Origin of the sequence: Brevibacillus fortis (assembly GCF_046196545.1) — a bacterium.
Classification (GTDB): domain Bacteria; phylum Bacillota; class Bacilli; order Brevibacillales; family Brevibacillaceae; genus Brevibacillus; species Brevibacillus fortis_A.
Map to the genome: position 1 here is coordinate 2,475,276 of NZ_CP176370.1, position 22,018 is coordinate 2,497,293.

Genomic DNA, 22,018 nt, shown 5'->3' on the forward strand with positions numbered 1-22,018 from the left:
GTAAAAGTAATGAATCGAACATCATATAGACTGAGGTGACAGGCGTGCGTGTGAAGGATTCGCTGGAATACCTGTCCGAATCAACGCGACAAGCGATTCTACATGAACAAACCAAACGATATCAGATTGCCGAAGAGCAAGATTTAACAGCGAGATTATTGGACCCCGTTTTTATTAGTCAAGTATGGGAACAGGCAGATGAGCTCGAACGAGCCGTTATCCGGCTTTTCGTAACCAAAGCGACGAGAGGATTTTTTAGCAAACGAACCTGGGAACGGGAAATGGCAAAAGAGCACAGACATCTGTCAGTCGGCTTGACGAAATTGCGACGGCTTGGACTGATCTTGACTGTACGGAAAATGTGGAGTGAGATCGGCTATTTGATGCCACAAGAGGTTCGAGAGCAGTTGACGAATCAAATGCTTCCGGAAGCCTCTCAGGCTTTTGTTTCTCTTTCAAAAACGCTCCCTTATTATATATCAGCAGGCAGAGGGATACAGCTGGATCTTTTTGGGCTTCTGTTGTTTATTCGGGACAACCAGATTCCCATTACGCAAAAAGGAAGCATTCATCGTAGGATGTCGCAAAAAATGCTGCCGCTGCTCTCGTTTACAGATGAGCATGTAAAAGGAATCGTGATTCCGCCGCTCGAAAAGGAACAAAGAGAGGGCTTATCCTTGACCGTTGTCCTTGATATTGCGCTCAGATTGGGCTTGGTGCATAGGGAAGAGCGAGAACTCGTACTCGATTTCAATCGAACGAAGCAATGGCTGCATCAACCGCCGCTCGTACGTTGGGAAGAAATGTACCAACTCGTCATGGAACAATTTTTGCCGCATGGTGACTGGTGGGAATTTTTCATTCAATTAATGAGACAGGTTCCTGTCGAGCAGTGGTGTTCCATCCATGAGCAATTGCGAATGCTAAAAGACGCAGGATTCCCTTTACCCGACAATGCAGTAGAGCTCATTGTGGAGCAATGGATGCATTTGCTGTTAGGCTTGGGATGGATTCAGCTCGGGATGGACGAGGAGCGAGGAATTTTTTGGCGTTGGAGCAGCTTGCCGCGATTATCGTCGGAGGAAGGCTGGTTTGTGGACCCCACAGGTGTCATAACAATCCCTCCGCTTGTTCCGTTGCTGGATGTATGGGAGATCAGCCGATTTTGCCATCTCCAATTTGATGGGCAATTGATTCGGGGTGAATTGCAGGCAAGGCTGTTGCAATCGTATTTGGCTCAAGGAGGGACGGAGGAGCAAGTCATAGAAAAGCTCCGTGCCTCCTGTGTTCATCCGTTGCCCGAGAGCTTGATTGAGGTTGTGAGCCAATGGGCGAGAACAGCAAGGCAGATTCAAATGGAGCCGTACTACCTCGTTCGGACAGCACATGCTGGATTTCTGGAGGAATGGCGCGAAATTCCTGACTTTCGCCCATATCTTACCCAAGTGATATCGCCGACTGCGTTTTTGATTCAGCACTCGCAGGAAAAAGAACTGATCCGTCTCCTTCGGCACTTTGGTTATGAGCCGCAAGTGCTGTCAAATGTTGCTAGCGCAAGCAGAGAGCTCCAGCCGCACCAAAACAGTCAAGCAGGGAATAAAGGCTTGCTTCTCATCGAACGGCCTTGGGACGGTTATGCTATAGAAAACACGTTCCCTGAGCAAAATGAGCAAATCGCAGCACTACCCAAAATGTGGACGAAGCATTTCCAATCGTATCATCCACAGTCCATGCGGGATTTGTTTAAGCGCGCAATAGAACTGAAGCTGGAAGTCGAGATCCAGCAAAGCGGAAAAGAAAAGCTGCGAGGGCTACCGACAGAAGTACGCCTGGAAATGGGGTACTGGATGGTTTCGATTGCCGGACAGGGCGGCAAACAGTGCTACCGTCTCGACAACATTGAGCGAGTGCGCATTGTAGTGCCCGAATATCTGTACTAAGGGTGTGCATCATGATACAATCAGGAATGACGTAAAGTTTTCAAGCTTTGCGGCGAAAGGAGGTCTCGCTTAATGGAAACATTGGAAGCTGTGGATATGACACAGTTGATCATGGAGTCTCATGAGCTGTCCACGATGATTAACCAATCGCGCGAGGTCTCGGATTATCTGGAGGCCAAACGCCAAATGGAAGCAGATGAGGAAGTGCAACGTCTGCTCGTCGTGTTCGAGGCTAAGAAGGAACAGTACGAAGATGTGCAACGGTTCGGGAAGTATCACCCGGATTACAATCATATATCCAAAGAAGTACGGGAACTGAAGCGCAACATTGAACTGAGGGATTCCGTACAGGCATTCAAGCGAGCAGAGGATGCTCTGGATGAGCTCTTGTATCAGGTGAGTAGAACCATTGCTCATTCCGTATCGGAAACGATCAAGGTACCGAGCAACAATCCATTTTTAGAGGCCCAGGGCAGCGGTTGCGGGACAGGTGGAAGCTGCGGCTGCAGCGTGAAAAAGCCATCGTAATTTACGCTGTTCCCGATTCATTTTGGCGCAGCAGAAAACAGTCTTCACAAAGATTGCCACAGCAAAATTGCTTTTCGTCAGGTACGCGAAAGCGGAAGCGATACACGTGCTGCACGTCATCAGAGCGTACGTAAATGCATTCTGGCTTTAATTTGGTATCAGTGGTCAGGCGCTCTCCTGTTTCCATGAGCTGTTTTGTCAGCATAGGAGCAGGGAGCGTACTGCTTACATAGAAAAAGAGCTGGCCTGCATATGTACGCCAACTGCTATGGGTCACGATTTTTTCGCGGTGAAGCGCTTCCTCGAATTGATGATAAAACGTAGCCAGCATAGACCACGATTCATTCCTTTCTGTAATAAGCTTTCACCAGTAAGTATACCACGATTGGGAAGGAGACCGACGGCTAAACATGAGAGAGCGACGCCTGGGGGTCGCCGTGTGGGTGAAAAACACGCGTGCCGCCAAAAATTTACGCAAATTTGGCACCATTCATTACATCTCCAAACGCTTAAATTACGTTTCGATGTATGTGGATGCCAATTTGTTGGACGAAACGATTCGCATTATGGAAAAGCTGCACTTCGTAACAAAAATTGAACGTTCCCATCGCCATGAGATCCCGGTAGAGTACAACAATGCCAGACCGGATAAGGCAAAGGAATACGATTATAAACAAGAAAAGAACCAGGTAATGGCACTAGCAGAGACCTTACAGACAGAAGAAAGCAGCCAAGCAACCGTTGGTTCGACATAAGTTGTTCATAAGCTGCCATTTTTCGGCAGCTTTTTTGCTTTTGTTAAACTGGCGTACATGGTATGCTAAAGTGGAAGAAAACGAGAAGCCACGCGTATGAATGCGTTTTCAAGAGATAGATTAGCGAAAGAAAGGTGAGCATACATGATTCATCTGGATATTAACTGCGATATGGCAGAGGGCTTCAGCAGAGGCCGACAATCAGAGGATTTGGGGATTATGAAATGGATCACCTCCGTTAATATTGCTTGCGGATTGCATGCAGGGGATCCCCATATTATTTGCAGAACAATCGAAGCTGCACTCAAGCATGATGTGAAAATCGGGGCACATCCCGGTTATGCAGATATTCAAGGCTTCGGACGTCGTTCAATGAACTTGTCTGTCAATGAAGTGTATGAGCTGGTGCTGTATCAAATTGCAGCCTTGTCTGGGACTACAAAAGCACTCGGCGGGGAGCTTCACCATGTGAAATTGCATGGCGCGCTGTATAACGAAGCGGCTGAACGCCCAGAGCTTGCCGAAGCGGTTGTCCAAGCCATTTCGGATATTGATGAGGAACTGATCCTCTATGCGTTGTCTGGCAGTAAGCTAGTAGAGGCAGGCTTGGAACACGGCCTTCAAGTGGCAGAGGAAGTATTTGCAGAGCGGGCTTATTTGCCGAATGGTCGATTGGCCCCGCGTGAGTTGGAAGGAAGCGTGCTGATCAGCAAGGAAGAACGCATGGAGCAGACACGTCAGCTCGTTTTAAAACAAAGAGTAATGACGGTCAATGGCGAGCACATTGACTTGGCGGCCGATACCCTTTGTGTCCATCACGAGAGCCATGACGTACTGCAATTCCTTGGCGAAGTACATAAATGGGCAAAGCAAAACGATGTGAAAATTGAACCAATCACAGCTCGATAGTAAAAAGCCATCCAGCAATGCCATCCCAATTATCGGGAAATGGACGTTGCTGAATGGCTTTTTTCACTTTTCCGTTCTTTGATTGTTCCGTTATCAATCAGGAAAATGACATCTGCGAGCTTCTCGGCCTCTTCACGATCATGGGTGACCAAGAGAAACGGGATGTTCCACATGGCGTGAAGGCGAAGCAACTCATCCTGGCATTGTTTACGCGTATCTGCGTCCAGCGCCGATAAAGGCTCATCAAGGAGCAGGATGTCTGGTTCTGTAGCAAGCGCACGTACGAGTGCCACCCGTTGTTTTTGTCCCCCGGATAATTGGTGAGGATATTTTTGCAGCAGATGATCGATTCCTACTGTGGACAACAATGGAGCCAAATTTAGCTCATGCTCTTTTTTCAAGCCGTATCGAACATTTTGCTCGACGGTCATGTGAGGGAACAGCGCATAATCTTGAAATAAATACCCGATGTTACGTTTTTGTACAGGAAGCGGCTTCTGCCCTTCGCGATAAAAGACGTTCTCGTTTAATTGGATCACGCCGGTATCAGGATGAACCAGACCTGCAATACTGTTCAATATCGTTGTTTTGCCAGAACCGGATGGTCCGAACAGCACGACAATTTCCTTCTGCACCGAAAAGGACACATCCAGAATAAAATCAGGCAAACGCTTCTGTATATGGACAAAGAGCATTTACCATTCACCTGCCTTACTTTTGATTGGCGTACCTGCGCACGTTGCGACGACTCCACCAATTTAGCCAAAGAGTCGTACCCATCCCCAAGGAAACAATAATAGTGACCCAAAACAATGCCTTATCCATTTGACCAGCCTCAACAGCAAAATATATGGCGACGGGAATTGTATCGGTTTTCCCAGGGATGTAGCCTGCGAGCATCAGCGTAGCGCCAAACTCCCCTAAACCACGGGCAAAAGAAAGAACAAACCCAGCCAACAGGCCAGGCCAAGCCAACGGAAAGGTAACGGTCCAGAATAATCGCCATTCGGAAGCGCCCATCGTGCGTGCTGCATTCTCCAGACGACGATCCACTCCTGTGAAGGCAGCGACTGCACTCTGATACATCAACGGAAAGGAAACCACAATCGAGGCAATTACGGCTCCTGTCAGCGTAAAGACGACGGTAATATTGAACCATTCATGCAGAAGCTGGCCGAGAAAGCCGTTTTTTCCGAAAAGCAGCAACAGGCCGAAGCCAACAACAGTGGGAGGGAGAACGAGCGGAAGCAAAAAGAAGGACTCCAGCACATTCTTCCCCCAAAAATCCTTTTGTGTCATCCACCTTGCAGAAACCATCCCAAAAACAAATACAAAGGAGGTGGAGAGCGCAGCTACTTTAAGGGAAAGCATCAAAGGAGTAAGATTTGTTTCTATCACGCTTGCCACCTCCCATTCGATTAGATTGGTTTATTGAAACCCGTACTTCTGTAAGATCGCTTTTCCTTTGTCGCTTGTCAAGTAGGCAAGAAAAGCTTTTGCTGCATCTGGGTTCTTCGATGCGCTGACGACCGCACCTGGATAAACGATGGGCTTGTGCCATTCAGGCTTGGCTGTCGCCAATACCTTTACATTTTTCGAAGCTGCGGCATCACTGGAATAGACAATACCGACTTCTGCATTACCGGATTCTACGAAGGTCAAAACTTGACGAACATCGCTGCCAAATACCATTTGTGCCGAAAGAGAATCCCACATTTTCAGCGTATCCAATGTTTCTTTCGCATATCGTCCAGCAGGAACTGTCTCAGGCTCACCGACGGCAATATGCTTGATCGCTGCGTTGCTCAGCTCTTCAAAAGAAGTGATAGCGACAGCACTTGTGTTACCTGCAATGAGAACAAGCGAGTTTTTCGTGAAGTCTTGGCGTGTGTCTTTGGCGATCAGTTGCTGTTCCTCTAGACCGTCCATGTCTTTTTTACTAGCCGACAAAAATACGTCAGACGGAGCGCCTTGCGTAATTTGCGTAGCGAGTTTGCCCGAGCCTCCGAAGTTAAAGGTGAGGGTCGTTCCTGGGTGTTCCGTTTCATATTGGGTTTTCAACTCATTCAAGGCATCCGTCAAGCTAGCCGCAGCTGAAATCATCAATTCTACCTTTGCTGTTTCGGTTTTGGCTGGCTCACTTGCTTGTGGTGCTGTTTGTGTTGTTGAGCAGGCAGTAAGCATCAAGCAAAATGCCGTCAATAAGGCAAACCAGTGCTTCTTCATAAAAAAAGACCTCCATAGTTATATTTAGTTATAATTAATTATAACTGGACATAACTAGATTATATTGATTCGTAATGAATAATCAATTGCGATTTTACGACACTTGTTTGACAATAGAACAAAGGAGATTACGGAGGCGGGACATGAGTCAACAAAATTCTTATACCACCGAAGAAATAGCAAAAATTTTACGTATTTCCAAGCTGACGGTCTACGATCTCATTAAAAAGGGAGAACTGCCCGCTTATCGCGTCGGTCGGCAAATGCGCGTAGACGAAAGCGATTTGGAAGCGTACAAGGCGAAGGCAAAGGGAGAGTACAGACAAGCCTCAGCCGTTAGCATCCGCGAGACAGGACAAGCTCAGCAATCTTTGCGATATGAGCAGACTGGTACAGGCCGCAATATTATTATTAGCGGGCAGGATGTGAGCTTGGACCTGCTGGCGGGGCATTTGGAGAAAAAGGATGAGGCATACCGACCGCTTCGCTCGTACGTGGGCTCTTTGAACAGCCTCGTGGCAATGTATACAGGTAAGGCAGATATCGTCAGCACGCACTTGTACGATGGGGATACCAATGAATACAATGTCCCGTATATTCGTCGCATTTTGTGTGGGCATCGTTTTGTTGTCATCAATATGTTGTCACGTTGGGCCGGCTTCTACGTTCAGGCAGGCAATCCGAAGCAGATCAAAGCATGGAGCGATTTTACGAAGCCGGGCATTCGAATGGTCAATCGGGAAAAAGGGTCCGGTGCACGCACGTTGATTGAAGAGCAGTTTCGACTGGCAAAAATAGCGGGGAGTGACGTGATTGGGTATGAACGGGAAGAGTCCAATCACCTGGCAGTCGCAGGGGTAGTAGCACGGCGCGAGGCAGACGTAGGGGTGGGGATTGAAAAGGCAGCTTCACTCGTCGGAGTGGAGTTTGTCCCAACTGTGCGTGAGCGATATGATCTCGTCTTGTTGAAAAATAAAGACAATGAACCGCTCATTCAGGCCGTTCTTGATGTTCTCGAGTCGCGTCCTTTTCAAAAGGAATTGGAAGCAGTCGGGGGCTATGATCTTAGCCAGACCGGAAAAATTATGTACGAAACCTGGTAAAAGCTAAAGAAAGCTGCCAATCATTACGATACAATGAGTGGCGGCTTTTTTAGTTCACCCAGGAAAGACCATCGTCAAATAAGGCGTTTTCTCTACAGAATCGCCTGAATTTCTACTCAGTTTGACATATATTTGCTACAATGAAACAAAAACATTTAGCGCCTGCCGCCGGGCGGTTTATTATATGGGGGCTGTCATGAAATCACTACATAAAACGAGCTTGCTAGTATGTGTGACGATCCTCATTTTTTTTGGCTCAGTTGGGGTCGTCGCGTATTGGCCAGCCATTTCTCAAATCATTGCCATGAATCAATCACCTGAGGAGGAGCAAAAGTTCGTCGATCCATTTTCTTATGATCCGCCTCTGCCGTCTTATGTAAAGGATTTGAACCCTGTCTATAAGATTCAAGCTGAATTACATACGTCCGAAGCAAAAATAACCGGAAACATGACCTTGGAGTTCGACAATCCGAAAACGCCAGATGTACGCCTGTATATTTACGACTACCTTTGGAACAAAATGACGGTGAAGTCGATTCGCTACAAGGACAAGCCGCTTTCTTTTGAACGTGGTCAATCACTGGTGAAGCTGACAAATCCGCTTGGAAAGGAGCTTCGTGGCGCCTTATCCATTGAATTCGAGAACCCGGTTCCACGTAGGGGCACACGTTTTGGGGTCAAAGACGATATATGGACGCTCACGACATGGTACCCGATGCTCGGGGCCCAAAATCAAAAAGGTGTTTGGTATGACCCGCCGCAACGAGTTGATTTTGGTGATCCATTCGTTTACCACTATGGAGATTACGATGTGTCATTTACCTCTCCACAGGGCTACAAATGGGTCAGTTCATGGGGCAGAGGACAATCGAAGTCAATCGGTGGCAGTAAGCAACAAGTCCATTATCAAGCAAAAAATCTGTTGAACTTTGGACTGGTGGGAAGTCCGCTTTATCACATTGAAACGATTCAATTTGCTCCGAATTTAACGGTTGACATTGCTTCCGTTGATAAAGGTAACATAGAAAGAATCAAGAACATTGCCCAATCGGTATTTCCTACTTTCATCGATATGTACGGTCCGTTGCCGTATCCGCATGTGGCGATTGCGGAAACAAGTACAGGAACGACGTACGCCATGGAATACGCGAATCTCGCCGTATTCAAAAGAGACATGCATCACAACAATCTGATCGATCATTGGCTGCCGCATGAGGTGGGGCATCTATGGTGGTACAACAGTGTGGCTACATTGGAGTCCTCGCATGGGTGGCTTGATGAGGGGCTGGTGGAGCTCGGCGTGTCTCATTACTTGCAAAAGCGTTATGGTGCCCAATCAGCTACGACACTTTTAGATGAATACAATCGGGATGCCAAACGTTTGCAAGAGCGTTATCCAAATGGAAAGCTGGACAAGCCGTTGCAGAAGTTTGCCACTGAAGAAGAGTTTAAGTTAACCTGGTATTCCCGGGGAGCACTCTTGTTCGACAACCTGCGCCGAAAAATCGGTGATGATGCCTATAAGCGATTCATGCAGCGCGTCCAACAAAATTATCATGGCAGTGTCATTGGTGCAGAGCATCTCGATCAAGCGCTTGGGCAAACCTTGCAAGGGGAAGCGAAATATTTCACCCTGTATACCAATAGTGCAAATAAGAATGGCTTTGGTGCAGTGCAATTGGAGCCCTATATTACCACGATCGTCAATAACATGAGCTTTTATCCATCGATACCTGCTCGGGTCACCCAAAATACGGTGTATATTCCGTTGCGTGAGCTCGGTGAGAAAATGGGATTAGCGATTAGCTGGGATGACAAGAAACAAATGATCCGCGTAAAAGGAAATGGACGCGAAGTGTTTATTAAGGAACGGGAGCGCTTTGCTGACGTAGATGGGAAGCGAATGGATTTAGGCAGCCCGTTAATCGAAATCAAAGAGCGTACGATGGTTCCACTGTCCTTTTTTGAAAAAGCATTGGGATATGAGACAGCGTACAATCAACAACAAAAAACGGTGAAGATCAATACATACCGAACGATTGGAAAGGCGGCAGAAACGAAATGATGAACCTGGTGTTAGTCGGATTCATGGGAACAGGAAAAACCACGGTTGGCGCCGCACTCGCTGCCTCTTTGGGGATGAAGCATACAGACTTGGATGATGCGATTGTGGAAAGTGAAGGTCGCAGCATTCCAGAAATCTTCACCGATCAAGGAGAAGCGTATTTCCGAGACGTCGAGACGAAACGTCTTGCGCAATTACTGGCAGTAGGCTCTCAGGTACTAACAACTGGAGGAGGAGCTGTATTACGGAAGCAAAACGTAGAGATGATGATGGAGCATGGCATCGTAATCGCGCTGCATGCCACGGAAGAAGAGCTCATCAAGCGTTTGGAAAATGATACAGACAGGCCCTTGCTGGCAGGAGGAGTAGCGACAAGGGTAAAAACCTTAATGGCGGAGCGCGCAGGTGTATACGATTTCGCGCCGATTCAGGTGGATACGACAGGAAAGAGCCTTTCCGATATTGTGATGGAAATTACGAGCCAAGTGGTTGAAAGAACGCAGGACGGGGAACAATAGAGGGGACAGCGCTTGCGCCGTGGTTTGAATCCGCGAGTAAGAAGGAGGTCAAGTGCGATGTCCTTTCAGGAATATTTAAAGTACCTGACGAAACTGTTTGTTCAGTACATGGATACCCCAAAAGATGAACGCCGTTTGCGTAAGACTCCACGCGAGTCCTGGTCGTCACGCTGGTTTGGTGCCATTCCTATGTCCATTCGACTGTTGTGGCGCAAATAAAATTCGTAAACCTATGAACGAAGACGGAGGGTGCATATGGCGAGAGTAGCGGTAGAAAATTCCCTGTCTGAAGTGTGCAAGATGCTGCGTCAAAATGGTTACGAAGTTGTTGATTTGGGCAACTGGCAGCAGGTGGTAGATGCGATTGTCATTACAGGCCAGGATATCAACGTGCTGGGTAATCAAAACAAAACGATTACAGGAGCTCCCGTCATTAATGCAGAGGGAATGACGGTCAATGAAATTTTTCATGCCGTTCATGAACGTCTCTCTCCTACAGAACATCGGTAAATAGAAAACGTAAAAACAAGCTCTCCAACCGGTTATTCGGCAGGAGAGCTTGTTTCGTTTACGAAAAATCGTCCGACGCGATGTGCATACGAATACGGGACAAAGCGCAGGCCCTCATCCCATACGCCGACATAAGCATTTTGGTCATTCCATAAATGCAGGGACCCCACGACAAAGGGTGCCAAAACCTGTGACTGATGAATCGGGACGGCCAATGTTACTGGTGATGCATAATCTTGCTGCCACAATTGGTTCCAGGACACGTCTGTGTCTGTTGTACTCATTTGGCTGACCCACCCGATATGATCAAAAGGATCAGCCTCAGCTGCACTTAAAATTCTCATTTGGGTCAGGCGTTGTCCATTTTGTATGAGCTGCTCGCCTACAAAAGCATCGACAGCGGGCTCACTAATTTGAAAAGAAGTGGGGTACATTTCTCCCGTTTTTGCATTAACCATTTGTGTATCTGACTTCTGGGTGATCAGCCAGTAGGAAGCGAACCCATCATAAACTGGCTCTGCCGCGATTTCTTTCGGAGCAAAAGCGTCATCGAACAAGATGTACTCCCCGACACCGTATTCCAGCAGAACAAATTTTTCATGGGAAGTGGAATCAGGTGCTTCTCCTATCACCAAATACCCTACTTGCTTGTCCGCTTTTTTTATACTTACCAGCCATTGATGCTGCCCTGCACCAAGTGTTTGCACGTCCGTCTTTGCGTCCTGCCATTGCTTGAATTGAGGGTCTCGGCTTGCGATTGCATCCATCCATTCTCGAATTTGTGCTTGGAATTGCTTATCCCAGCTTGCTTCGTCTTGCGCAAAAGCTGGTAAGGAAAGCAGCATTAGAGACAAAAGAGCAGCGATAAAAGGAAGAAATCGTCTGGTCACAACTATGCACCACCTTTTGTAAAGGCTTTAACCTATTCCTATTGTAACCAGCTATGACAAAAAGATTTGTTGCAACGTGTCTTTTCTGTTTCACATTTTCTCGTTGATCTTTTACATGATTCGCCCTGATGCGGGGAGATGTCGCATGCTTTTTGCTTTCGATGACCGCGTGAGCGGAGGAACGGAAGATAAATAGAACAAGCCACCGTTGATGAAGGAAACCTCGATCCGCGGCTCGTATTGCCATGCCAGCTCGTCTTTTCGGCGTTGTCTTTCCTCATCTGGCGTGCTCTTTTTCCATTCTGCTTGATTAATCTCTTCGCGTGAAGTGGTTTGGATTCCATTTGCACGTAAAAAGTCGAGGATTCGTCCGCCAGAAGCCCGGTATTCGTCAAAAGGTATTGGCTGTTCGACAGAAGTTGGTCCAGTTAGATCAGATTCGGAGTGCAGGGCTTCTTGCTGGAGTGACGGCTCAGCTTCCAGCTGCTCTGCTTCTTCTTCGGTTTCGTCTGCTTTTGTCTGCTCATTTTCTGGTTCGCGCCGTGCCAATTCTTCATAGTAAGCTTCCAAGATGGCTATTTCTTCGCTCAAACGTGTACGCGCTTCCTCTGCCCATTGCTGATCTTCTTGTTCCAATGTATGTTCGACTTCCTGTTGTGCCATTTGGAGGGCTTCCTGTATCGTTACCTTTCGATCCAACGTGTAATAGTAATCAGGGATCGCAGGGGTCAAGGAAAGTGAAAATAAAAACGAAGTGAAATCCGTCACCATCCGTGGCTGATGCAAATTAATCCCCAGGTACAATAAAATGTCACGACGCTTGTCACAGAGCAGAGAAACCTTCAAGTTCATCCCGAGCCAAGGCACGAGAGGAGTTGACCGACGCTTGCCAGCATTGCCTAAAAGGCCCCCTTGTTGCTCGTACATACAGACAAAGCTGCCATGCTTTTTGGCTGAAGCGAAAATTTGTTGCATACGGGCAGCACCTAGATGCAGATGCTCGGATCGCAAACCTTCAGGCGTGCAATCCGGATGAAAAGTAAAGGTGAGCACCAATGGCTGATAAGCCAAATTCATCTTATCCACCCAGCTCCAGTAAAAAGGGCGATTGCCGATATCTTTGTCCACCTCGACAGGGAGTTTGACTGTGAAATAATCTGGGTGAGACTCGACGATATGGGCAGAAAAAGTTGCCAAATAGCGCTCGACAAATTGTCTGACCTGTTGTTGCTGCATCAGGAGACCTCATTTCTTTTTCGTTTCCAACAAGAGTTATTGGTCAGCCACCTCAGAAAGCGGGACGGCTTCTTTTGTTATTTTGCTTGCCCGAATCGCGTGTCCAATGTTATCGAGCTTCAGCGCCATTTCTTTGGAGGAGTGGGAATCCATAATGATTTGAACCAGATTATCTTCCAAGGAGTGACTTAGATTTAGGCGTTCCACAATATCATCGAGTTCACCGATGACCATTTCAAACAGGTCGATTTTTTCATAGAGCAGCTTGAGAATATGCTCCTCGATTGTTCCTGTTGTCGATAAATTGTAAATGTGCACATCCCTTTTTTGTCCCAGACGATGGACGCGACCGATTCGTTGCTCCACTCGCATGGGATTCCAAGGCATGTCGTAATTGATCACCTGATTGCAGAACTGCAAGTTGATGCCTTCCCCGCCTGCTTCCGTCGCGATCAGGACTTGTGCACGATTTTGGAAAAGATCAGTCATCCAGTCCTTTTTGCTGCGTTTAAAGCCGCCGCGGAAGGGGACAGAAGTAATGCCGTGGTCGTGCAAATACTTTTGCAGATAGTTTTGTGTTGCCCGATACTCTGTAAAAATGATCACTTTGTCGTTGATTTGTTGAATGAGCTCAACTGTTTTGGCAGCCTTGGAATGCGTCTCAATTTGTTTGATCATCTCGACTAGCTCAAGAATTTGTGTACGCAGGGGAGAGTCCTCGCCAGTGCGCTGGTGCATGTTATACAGCGTCATAAATGCGGCTTCCTTACTTGAGCAGACCTCACGCTGCAAAGTAATCAGAGCCAGAGAGTTGAAGCCGCCAACCCCATATCCTGTTTGGTATTGCTCGCGGACAAAGCGGGTCACACCTTCGTACAAGGTCATTTCCTCAGGAGAAAGGTCAATCGGAATCGACTGAACGCGGCGACTGGTGAATTGAATACCACCATCACTTCGTTTGTTGCGAATCATGACCTTTTCAATTTCTTCCCGCAATTTCTCGCTGTTTTTGGATTGGCGTTTGCCCTCTACGTAATTGGTAGAGAAGGTGGAAGTATGACCGAGGTGACCAGGCTTTAACAAATTGATGAGGTTGTACAGCTCGTCCATCTCGTTTTGAATAGGAGTTGCGGTAAGGAGCAGGCAATATTTTTTGCGGATTTCTTTGACGAACTGATAGTTGCGTGTCCGTTTATTTTTGAGTTTATGGGCTTCGTCGATGATGAGCATGTCGTAATCGATGTCGAGTACGTGACGCCTGTGAGGATCTCGTTTTGCTGTGTCTATCGATGCGACAACGACCTCGTGCTGCCGCCACATATATTCTTTTTTTTGCGCGACTGCTGCAATGCCGAATTTTTGATGAAGCTCTTTTGTCCATTGAATGACGAGAGAGGCTGGAACCAGAACGAGAATTTTTTTAGCCAAGCCGCGAACCATATACTCCTTCATGATCAAACCTGCTTCGATCGTCTTTCCCAGACCGACCTCGTCAGCGAGAATGGCTCGGCCGCGCATCTCTAACAGGACACGTTTCGCCGTTTCCAACTGGTGAGGAAATGGTGACAAGAGTGGAAGGTATTTCAGACATTGCAGCTGATCAAATTCGCGAACAGCCATCGCTTCCTCGGCTTCCAATGAGAGCTTGAATAGCTCCCACTTATCCCAGGGGCCATCTTCTTGCATGCGTTCTGTAAGCGGATTGATCCAACTCGTATCAAATGAAAGAGGAACATTCGGCATATAAGATACTCCTTTACATAGCTCTGCCATAACTTACATAGTCAATGTATAAAAACTGAACATTTATCTATTGTCAATGTGTTTTGTTAAGTTTTTCTGAATCTGACTGTTAATTTGTATATTTTCAACTTTGGACTCTCATGGTAGGATAAAGAGGTAGTACATCCATTAGTATGGAAATGTTAGCAAAAACTTATGTATGACCATGAAACAACCGCGAATGATGGTAGTAGGGAGAGACTGCTTGAACGTTTGGCAGCGCCGAAGGAGCAAGCCGGTAACGGTGAATCTCTCAGGCAAAAGTACCTCTACCGGACGCAACTCTGGAGAGAGCTCACATGAGCCACCAAAGGGGAAACTTGCAAGTGGGGAAAGCAGTAATCCTCATGTGATTCGCAAGGTAACTCTCAGGTACCAAGGACAGAGGAGGAGAAAAGGGCACCATTATTTTGGTGTACCCGTTTTTCCGCCTCTGTTTTGTTTTGGATTTCTTATTGTTCACAGGAGGTGCCACATGTCCAATTTGAAACGTACGCCACTATTTGATTCTTATGCAAAGTATGGCGCGAAAACTATCGACTTCGGTGGTTGGGATCTGCCGGTGCAGTTTACAAGCATTGGTCAAGAGCATGAAGCTGTTCGGACAAAAGCTGGTCTATTTGATGTTTCCCATATGGGAGAAGTGGACGTAAAAGGGGAAAACGCTCTTTCTTATCTCCAGCGTGTGACTACGAATGACGTGTCCAAGCTGGCAGTTGGGCAGGCGCAGTACAGTGTGCTTTGCTACCCAGATGGGGGAACGGTAGACGATCTGCTTGTTTACAAATATGCAGATGATCATTACCTGCTCGTCATCAACGCGGGGAATATCGACAAAGACTATGCGTGGCTAGAAGAACATCTGATTCCAGGCGTAACGATTGAGAATATTTCGCCACAAACAGCACAAATCGCGATTCAAGGTCCTTTGGCAGAATCCATTCTGCAAAAGCTGACGACTACAGACTTGTCTCAAATCGGCTTTTTCCGTTTTGAGCGTGATGTGCAAGTGAGCGGTATTCCGGCATTGGTCTCCCGCACTGGCTATACTGGTGAGGATGGCTTCGAGATTTATTTGGATGCTGATCGTGCCGCAGAGCTGTGGGACATCTTGCTGGATGCCGGAAAAGAAGAAGGTCTTTTGCCGTGCGGTCTCGGTGCGCGCGATACGCTTCGTTTTGAATCCAAGCTGCCACTGTACGGTCAAGAGCTTAGCAAAGACATCACTCCGATCGAAGCGGGCATTGGCTTCGCTGTCAAGGTAGACAAAGAAGTGCCGTTCATCGGTCAAGAAGTGTTGAAGGCACAAAAAGAAAACGGTGCTCCACGCAAGCTGGTAGGGATCGAAATGATCGACCGTGGGATTCCGCGCACGCATTACCCTGTCTATGTGGGGGAAGAGCTCATTGGCGAAGTGACGACGGGAACACAATCTCCAACCTTGAAGAAGAACGTCGGTCTCGCTCTCGTAAAAACCGAGCATGCTGTGTTAGGTACACAAATAGAAGTAGAAATTCGCGGAAAACGTCTAAAAGCAGAAGTCGTTGCCGCTCCATTTTATAAACGCCCGAAAAACTAAGCGATACACCACATACATCCTTTTAGAGGAGGACAACGTCCGTGAAATACCGCTACCTGCCCCAAACTGATCAGGACAAGCGCGAAATGCTGGAAACGCTCGGCATTTCGAGTGTAGAAGAACTGTTTGCTGATATTCCGGAAGAAGTACGCTTCAAAGGTGCTTTGAATATTCCAGAAGCACTTTCCGAGCCAGATTTGGTGAAGTATTTTACAAACCTAGCAAATAAAAACGTAAACTTCAGCACGCATGTTAACTTTCTAGGTGCGGGTGTTTATCAACATTACACGCCGAGCACAGTCAATCACATGTTGCTCCGCGGTGAATTCTTTACCGCTTATACACCTTATCAGCCAGAAATCAGCCAAGGTGAGCTGCAAGCTATTTTTGAGTTCCAAACGATGGTAAGTGAGCTGACTGGCATGGAGGTAGCTAACTCCTCGATGTATGACGGCGCGACTTCTTTGGCAGAGGCAGCGATGATGGCTGCAGGTCACACTGGCAAAAAACGCGTAATCGTTTCCCGCGCTGTACATCCGGAAGCGCGTGGTGTTTTGAAAACATATGCTTATGGACAAAACGTTGAGCTCGTTGAAGTAGGTATCAACAGCGATGGTGTTACGGATACAGCTGCTCTGGAAGCGCTTGTCGATGAAAACACAGCAGCGGTCATCGTGCAATATCCGAACTTCTTCGGAAATGTAGAAGACTTGGGAGCGATTGAACCAATTGCGCACGGAAAAGGCGCACTGTTGATCACATCCTCCAATCCGCTTGCTCTGGGTGTACTGGAGGCGCCGGGCAAATTGGGCGCAGATATCGTAGTGGGCGACATGCAACCATTCGGTATCCCAGCATCCTTTGGTGGACCACATTGCGGATATTTTGCTACAACCTCCAAACTGATGCGCAAAATGCCAGGTCGTATCGTCGGCCAAACGAAGGACGAAAATGGCAAACGCGGCTTCGTATTGACGCTGCAAGCGCGTGAACAACATATTCGTCGTGAAAAAGCGACTTCTAATATCTGCTCGAACCAAGCTCTGCTCGCATTGGCTGCTTCCATTGCCATGACAGCACTCGGCAAGCAGGGTGTCCAAGAGATGGCGATGATGAACCTGCAAAAAGCACATTACGCCAAGAATGCCCTGGAAGCAAAAGGCTTGGAGATCGGTTTCAATTCACCATTCTTCAACGAGTTTGTGGTGAAGCTGAACAAACCAGTTGCTGAAGTGAATAAAGGCCTGCTGGCTGCTGGAATCATCGGGGGCTATGATCTCGGTCTCGACTATCCAGAGTTTGCGAATCATACCTTGTTTGCAGTAACTGAGCTACGTACCAAAGAAGAAATCGATACATTGGCGGCTGAATTGGAGGCGATCACACGTGCGTAACGACCAGGAGAAAGCACTGATCTTTGAAATGAGCAAACCAGGCCGTGTGGGCTACAATTTGCCGGCATTGGATGTTCCAGAAGTAGAAGTAGCAAGCCTTTTGCCAAAGCACCTCATTCGCGAAACGCCGGCTGAGCTGCCAGAAGTATCTGAGCTGCAATTGGTTCGTCACTATACCGAACTGTCTCGTCGCAACCACGGGGTAGACAATGGCTTCTATCCGCTCGGTTCTTGCACGATGAAATACAATCCAAAAATCAACGAAGATGTTGCCCGTTACGCAGGCTTCGCGCAGACACATCCGTACCAACCGGAAGAAACCGTACAAGGCGCTTTGGAGCTGTTGTACAACCTGCAAGAAGAACTGGGCGAAATTACAGGCATGGACGCAGTTACCCTGCAACCAGCTGCTGGTGCTGCGGGTGAGTGGACAGGTCTGATGATGATCCGTGCTTACCACGAGAGCCGTGGGGAAGGACATCGTACTAAAGTAATCGTACCGAACTCCGCGCACGGTACGAACCCGGCATCTGCTGCAGTAGCTGGCTTGGATACTGTAACCATTGCATCTGACGAGCGTGGATTGGTTGACATTCAAGCGCTGCGTGATGCAGTAGGACCTGACACGGCTGCTTTGATGCTGACGAACCCGAACACACTCGGATTGTTTGAAGAAGATATCGTGGAAATGGCGAAAATCGTCCATGAAGCAGGCGGCCTCTTGTACTACGATGGTGCGAATGCGAACGCGATTTTAGGAATTGCCCGTCCGGGAGACATGGGCTTCGACGTGGTGCATCTGAACTTGCACAAAACGTTTACAGGTCCTCACGGCGGTGGCGGTCCAGGTGCAGGTCCAGTTGGCGTGAAAAAAATTCTCGAGCCATTCCTGCCTACACCAATCGTAGCGAAGAAGGAAGACGGCAGCTTCTACTGGGACAGCAATCGTCCGGCTTCCATCGGTCGCGTAAAAGGCTACAACGGAAACTTTGGCATTCTTGTTCGTGCGTACAGCTACATCCGTACCATGGGTCCAGAAGGCTTGCTGCAAGTTTCCCAAAATGCGGTGCTCTCCGCCAACTACATGATGCGTCGTCTGGCAACGGCTTATCATCTGCCATTTGATCGCGTCTGCAAGCATGAGTTCGTCCTGTCTGGTGTAATCCAGAAGAAGCTGGGCGTACGCACGCTCGATATCGCAAAACGCTTGCTCGACTTCGGCTATCACCCGCCAACGATCTACTTCCCATTGATCGTGGACGAGTGCCTCATGATCGAACCGACCGAAACCGAGACAAAAGAAACGCTCGATGAGTTCATCGACGTTATGCTGCAAATTGCCCGCGAGTGCGAGGAAACGCCAGAAATCGTTCAGGAAGCTCCTCATACCACTGTGGTCAAACGTTTGGATGAAGCAACAGCGGCAAGAAAGCCAATTCTGCGTTACCAACCGCAAGCATAATTCTAGATTCCAGAAAAAGTCGCCTGTTTTTACGGGCGGCTTTTCTTTCCGATTGGTGCTATCATGGGGGAAGAAGAGGCAGGGGAGGGTTCGAGCCGAATGAAGAGAAGGATTGTTTTTACTGGAGGCGGTTCGGCAGGACATGTCACTGTGAACCTTGCGCTCATCCCCCACTTTATCAAGCTGGGCTGGGAAGTCGCCTACATTGGTTCTGCGACAGGAATTGAACGAGAGCTAGTCGCCAACCATCCGGATGTTCGCTATATTGGCATTTCTTCTGGAAAACTTCGACGTTACTTTGATTGGAAAAACGTGAGTGACCCGCTGCGAGTCCTCAAAGGCATTTGGCAAGCTTCTCGCTTTCTCGGCAAGTGGAAGCCGGATGTGATTTTTACCAAAGGGGGCTTCGTCTCCGTGCCAGTCGTATTTGGGGGATGGCTAAACCGTCTTCCCGTTGTCATCCATGAATCAGATCTGACACCCGGTCTTGCAAACAAGCTGGCTGTCCCTTTTTCCAGCAAGGTATGCGTAACATTTCCAGATACGCTTTCGAAAGTGCCGAAAAACAAAGGGATTCACGTAGGCGCAGTTGTGCGAGATGAGCTGAAGCGGGGTAGAAGAGAAGCGGGTCTGTTATCCTGCTCCTTTACTACAAAGAAACCTGTCCTGCTTGTCATGGGTGGAAGCTTGGGAGCACGGAGAATAAATGAGGCGGTACGCCATTCGCTTCCTGCTTTGCTCGAACATTTTTCAATTGTACATATTTGCGGCAAAAATCAAGTGGATGAAACGATTCAGGTGGCAGGCTACAAGCAATTCGAGTATGTACAGGAGGAATTGCCCGATTTGCTGGCGATGGCTGAGCTTGTCGTGTCACGAGCAGGCTCCAATGCGATTTATGAGTTTTTAGCCCTGCAAAAGCCGATGCTCTTGATACCGTTGCCCCGTGAAGCAAGTCGGGGTGATCAGATTTTAAATGCACAGTCCTTTGAAAGGCAGGGCTTGTGTCATGTTATGCTGGAAGAAGAGCTAACGGATGATCGCTTTTTTCAAGCGGTGAATAACTTGCAAAAGAACAGGGAGTCCATCTTGCGACGAATGCGCGAAGAGAATGAGAAGAAAACAGATGCATTGGCGCAGGTCTTGGCCATTTTGCAGGAAACAGCTCGCTCCAATTAGCCCATCAGAAGCTTGCCGTCCTTCATGCCAGAAGCGTACAATGAAGGCGGTGTGAATGAGGAGGTACATAGATGGAACAGTGGCGCTATATCGTGACGGAAGCAATGTCACCCGCGATGAATATGGCAGTAGATGAAGCAATTTTGCAGTTACATAGTGAGGGCAAGGTTCCCCCGACCGTTCGTTTTTACACGTGGGACCCGGCGACACTGTCAATTGGTTATTTCCAGAAGGCCATCAAGGAAATCAACCTGGAGGAAGTGCAAAAGAGAGGACTTGGCTTTGTTCGCAGAGCGACGGGCGGGCGTGCTGTTCTCCACGATCAGGAGCTGACATACAGTGTTATCGTATCCGAAGACCATCCGAAAATGCCTTCGAGTGTGACGGAAGCCTACAAAATCATCAGCTTGGGACTTCTGCACGGATTCCAAAACCTTGGACTCTCGGCGGAAATGGTCTCTTTGGCGAATGAAGAAGAGAAGGAAAAGTATACGTCTCCAGGGTCATCCGCCTGCTTCGATTCGCCCTCTTGGTATGAGCTCGTGGTAGAGGGGAAAAAAGTAGCGGGAAGCGCTCAGACCCGACAAAAGGGCGTTATTCTTCAGCACGGCTCTATTCTGCTTGATATGGACGTAGATTTGCTATTCTCGCTCTTGCATTTCCCATCGGAGCGGGTAAAACAACGGATGATCGATAGCTTCCGACAAAAAGCAGTGACGATCAACGAAGTAAGCCCTCGGCCAATCAGTCTCCAAGAATCCATCGAGGCGTTCTCGAAAGGCTTTGCGTCCGGATTGGAAGTGGAGCTGATCCCTTCAACGCTTACGGACGAAGAACTCGCATTGGCAGAAGAACTCGTTAAAACGCGCTACGCCACAGACGAATGGAATCTGCGTCGTTAAAAAAAGAGTAGCTCTCTCGGATGCATGTGCATACCGGGAGAGCTTTTTTTCATTACACGAGTACACTTGTGTTGATATGCTGTTCAAACAAATCTTGTAGCGTAAGCACGACAGGTCCTGGCTGTCCGTTGCCGACAGCGACGCCATCTACCGAGATGAGCGGCATGATTTCCGCCGTCGTGCTGGTAAGGAATACTTCATCGGCTTGCTTCAAGAAAGCCATGTCGAATGCTTCCTCATGTACAGTGATGCCATTGTCCCGAGCCAAATCAATGACCACTTGGCGGGTAATTCCGTGCAGGATCAGATTGTCAGCCTGATGCGTATACAGCTCGCCATTTTTTACGACGAACAAATTGGAAGAGCTACACTCTGTGATGACGCCGTTGCGGTGCAAAATTGATTCTTGGGCACCTGCGTCCTTAGCGTATTGTTTGACAAGAACAGCTCCTAGCAGATTGAGCGTTTTGATATCGCAACGCAGCCAGCGGATGTCTTCGACGAGCTGTGCTGTCCAGCCTTTTTTCATATCGGCGACAGGGCGATCCTTGCGACGGACAAAGCCCATGATCACAGGTTTGATACCAGACGGAATATCGTGAACACGCGGAGAGGTGCCACGAGATACTTGTAGGTAAAGGCTGGCGTCGTCATTCTCCGTGATGTTGTTTTTAGCGATCAGCTGATTCGCTAAGTCTGTCAGCTCTTCTGCACTCCATGGAAGCTCCATTTTTATTTCTTTGGCACTTCGAAACAAACGGGTAAGATGTCCATCCCATTGATACATGCGCCCCTTATAAATACGTACTACCTCATAGATGCCATCCCCAAAGTTATAACCGCGGTCTTCTGGATGAACCGCGACTTGCCCTTCTTCTACCCATTTGCCATCTACATACAGCATGATACTTCCCCCTCAATAGATTCCAATCCGTTTCTTTCAAACGGTTTTTTGTTGATTCCACCTTAGCAAAAGGGAAGGACATAGGTCAATTTGAAAGTCGCCTTTTCTTTATCAATAATTTTACGGAGAAAAGCAC

Annotated in this window: 22 protein-coding genes and 1 riboswitch; of the genes, 14 read left to right on the plus strand and 8 right to left on the minus strand. The window is 48.0% G+C overall.

Going from position 1 to position 22,018, the window contains the following annotated elements; all coding sequences use genetic code 11:
- The first annotated feature begins 44 nt into the window (after positions 1-44).
- A complete protein-coding gene (locus ACKKE8_RS12795; RefSeq protein WP_409178486.1) occupies positions 45-1,940 on the plus strand; it encodes a hypothetical protein in 1,896 nt (631 codons plus the stop codon).
- A 72-nt stretch (positions 1,941-2,012) separates the two neighbouring features.
- Positions 2,013-2,468, plus strand: coding sequence for a YlbF family regulator (locus tag ACKKE8_RS12800; protein ID WP_409178487.1), 456 nt, complete (start codon positions 2,013-2,015; stop codon positions 2,466-2,468).
- 1 nt (position 2,469) lies between these two features.
- Here the strand turns inward: ACKKE8_RS12800 and ACKKE8_RS12805 are convergent, their stop codons facing one another.
- Positions 2,470-2,799, minus strand: coding sequence for a hypothetical protein (locus tag ACKKE8_RS12805; protein WP_409178488.1), 330 nt, complete (start codon positions 2,797-2,799; stop codon positions 2,470-2,472).
- A 79-nt stretch (positions 2,800-2,878) separates the two neighbouring features.
- Between ACKKE8_RS12805 and ACKKE8_RS12810 the strand changes: the two genes are divergently transcribed.
- Positions 2,879-3,223 carry a YlbG family protein gene (locus ACKKE8_RS12810; RefSeq protein ID WP_007725782.1) on the plus strand — a complete coding sequence of 115 codons (345 nt, stop codon included), beginning with the start codon at positions 2,879-2,881 and terminating at the stop codon, positions 3,221-3,223.
- 144 nt (positions 3,224-3,367) lie between these two features.
- A complete protein-coding gene (locus tag ACKKE8_RS12815) occupies positions 3,368-4,132 on the plus strand; it encodes a LamB/YcsF family protein (protein WP_409178489.1) in 765 nt (254 codons plus the stop codon).
- 29 nt (positions 4,133-4,161) lie between these two features.
- On the opposite strand, the gene ACKKE8_RS12820 is transcribed toward ACKKE8_RS12815, so the two are convergent.
- Genes ACKKE8_RS12820 through modA form a run of 3 tightly spaced genes read right to left on the minus strand, consistent with a single transcriptional unit; the run spans position 4,162 to position 6,358 of the window.
- Entirely contained in the window at positions 4,162-4,827 is a 666-nt protein-coding gene (locus ACKKE8_RS12820; protein ID WP_409178490.1) for an ABC transporter ATP-binding protein, read from the minus strand.
- A gap of 16 nt (positions 4,828-4,843) precedes the next feature.
- A complete protein-coding gene (modB, locus tag ACKKE8_RS12825; RefSeq protein WP_409178491.1) occupies positions 4,844-5,530 on the minus strand; it encodes a molybdate ABC transporter permease subunit in 687 nt (228 codons plus the stop codon).
- 30 nt (positions 5,531-5,560) lie between these two features.
- Positions 5,561-6,358, minus strand: coding sequence for a molybdate ABC transporter substrate-binding protein (gene modA, locus ACKKE8_RS12830; RefSeq protein ID WP_409178492.1), 798 nt, complete (start codon positions 6,356-6,358; stop codon positions 5,561-5,563).
- A gap of 143 nt (positions 6,359-6,501) precedes the next feature.
- Between modA and ACKKE8_RS12835 the strand changes: the two genes are divergently transcribed.
- From ACKKE8_RS12835 to ACKKE8_RS12855, 5 genes are all read left to right on the plus strand, one after another.
- Positions 6,502-7,461 (plus strand): substrate-binding domain-containing protein, encoded by a 960-nt coding sequence (locus tag ACKKE8_RS12835; RefSeq protein ID WP_409178493.1) that lies wholly within the window; start codon positions 6,502-6,504, stop codon positions 7,459-7,461.
- Between the two features lie 196 nt (positions 7,462-7,657).
- A complete protein-coding gene (locus ACKKE8_RS12840) occupies positions 7,658-9,526 on the plus strand; it encodes a stalk domain-containing protein (RefSeq protein WP_409178494.1) in 1,869 nt (622 codons plus the stop codon).
- Positions 9,523-10,044: a shikimate kinase gene (locus ACKKE8_RS12845; protein WP_409178495.1), complete on the plus strand. Its 522-nt coding sequence runs from the start codon at positions 9,523-9,525 to the stop codon at positions 10,042-10,044. The genes ACKKE8_RS12840 and ACKKE8_RS12845 overlap by 4 nt, the downstream gene beginning before the upstream one ends.
- 57 nt (positions 10,045-10,101) lie before the next feature.
- Complete coding sequence (locus tag ACKKE8_RS12850; RefSeq protein ID WP_007725773.1) at positions 10,102-10,263, plus strand: YqzE family protein; 162 nt, start codon at positions 10,102-10,104, stop codon at positions 10,261-10,263.
- Positions 10,264-10,299: 36 nt separating this feature from the next.
- Positions 10,300-10,554, plus strand: a complete 255-nt coding sequence (locus ACKKE8_RS12855; protein WP_048032503.1) for a YkuS family protein — start codon at positions 10,300-10,302, stop codon at positions 10,552-10,554.
- Positions 10,555-10,586: 32 nt separating this feature from the next.
- On the opposite strand, the gene ACKKE8_RS12860 is transcribed toward ACKKE8_RS12855, so the two are convergent.
- The 3 genes from ACKKE8_RS12860 to ACKKE8_RS12870 form a co-directional block, all read right to left on the minus strand.
- On the minus strand, positions 10,587-11,444 hold the full coding sequence (locus ACKKE8_RS12860; protein ID WP_409178496.1) for a hypothetical protein: 858 nt from the start codon (positions 11,442-11,444) through the stop codon (positions 10,587-10,589).
- Between the two features lie 111 nt (positions 11,445-11,555).
- Positions 11,556-12,680, minus strand: coding sequence for a YqhG family protein (locus ACKKE8_RS12865; RefSeq protein WP_409178497.1), 1,125 nt, complete (start codon positions 12,678-12,680; stop codon positions 11,556-11,558).
- Positions 12,681-12,716: 36 nt separating this feature from the next.
- Positions 12,717-14,423: a DEAD/DEAH box helicase gene (locus ACKKE8_RS12870; protein ID WP_409178498.1), complete on the minus strand. Its 1,707-nt coding sequence runs from the start codon at positions 14,421-14,423 to the stop codon at positions 12,717-12,719.
- Between the two features lie 221 nt (positions 14,424-14,644).
- A riboswitch (glycine riboswitch) is annotated at positions 14,645-14,741 on the plus strand.
- A 196-nt stretch (positions 14,742-14,937) separates the two neighbouring features.
- Here ACKKE8_RS12870 and gcvT point away from each other — a divergent pair.
- The 5 genes from gcvT to ACKKE8_RS12895 all read left to right on the plus strand — a co-directional run bounded on the left by gcvT (position 14,938) and on the right by ACKKE8_RS12895 (position 20,978).
- The gene (gcvT, locus tag ACKKE8_RS12875) at positions 14,938-16,041 is read left to right on the plus strand and encodes a glycine cleavage system aminomethyltransferase GcvT (RefSeq protein ID WP_409178499.1); all 1,104 of its coding nucleotides are present in this window, start codon (positions 14,938-14,940) and stop codon (positions 16,039-16,041) included.
- A 41-nt stretch (positions 16,042-16,082) separates the two neighbouring features.
- Positions 16,083-17,435 (plus strand): aminomethyl-transferring glycine dehydrogenase subunit GcvPA, encoded by a 1,353-nt coding sequence (gene gcvPA, locus ACKKE8_RS12880; protein ID WP_409178500.1) that lies wholly within the window; start codon positions 16,083-16,085, stop codon positions 17,433-17,435.
- The gene (gene gcvPB / locus ACKKE8_RS12885; RefSeq protein WP_048032510.1) at positions 17,428-18,897 is read left to right on the plus strand and encodes an aminomethyl-transferring glycine dehydrogenase subunit GcvPB; all 1,470 of its coding nucleotides are present in this window, start codon (positions 17,428-17,430) and stop codon (positions 18,895-18,897) included. The genes gcvPA and gcvPB overlap by 8 nt, the downstream gene beginning before the upstream one ends.
- Before the next feature lie 99 nt (positions 18,898-18,996).
- Complete coding sequence (locus ACKKE8_RS12890; RefSeq protein ID WP_409178501.1) at positions 18,997-20,076, plus strand: undecaprenyldiphospho-muramoylpentapeptide beta-N-acetylglucosaminyltransferase; 1,080 nt, start codon at positions 18,997-18,999, stop codon at positions 20,074-20,076.
- Positions 20,077-20,147: 71 nt separating this feature from the next.
- Positions 20,148-20,978 (plus strand): biotin/lipoate A/B protein ligase family protein, encoded by an 831-nt coding sequence (locus ACKKE8_RS12895; RefSeq protein ID WP_409178502.1) that lies wholly within the window; start codon positions 20,148-20,150, stop codon positions 20,976-20,978.
- 52 nt (positions 20,979-21,030) lie between these two features.
- Here ACKKE8_RS12895 and dat read toward each other — a convergent pair whose 3' ends face one another.
- Entirely contained in the window at positions 21,031-21,882 is an 852-nt protein-coding gene (gene dat, locus ACKKE8_RS12900; RefSeq protein WP_409178503.1) for a D-amino-acid transaminase, read from the minus strand.
- Positions 21,883-22,018: the final 136 nt, after the last annotated feature.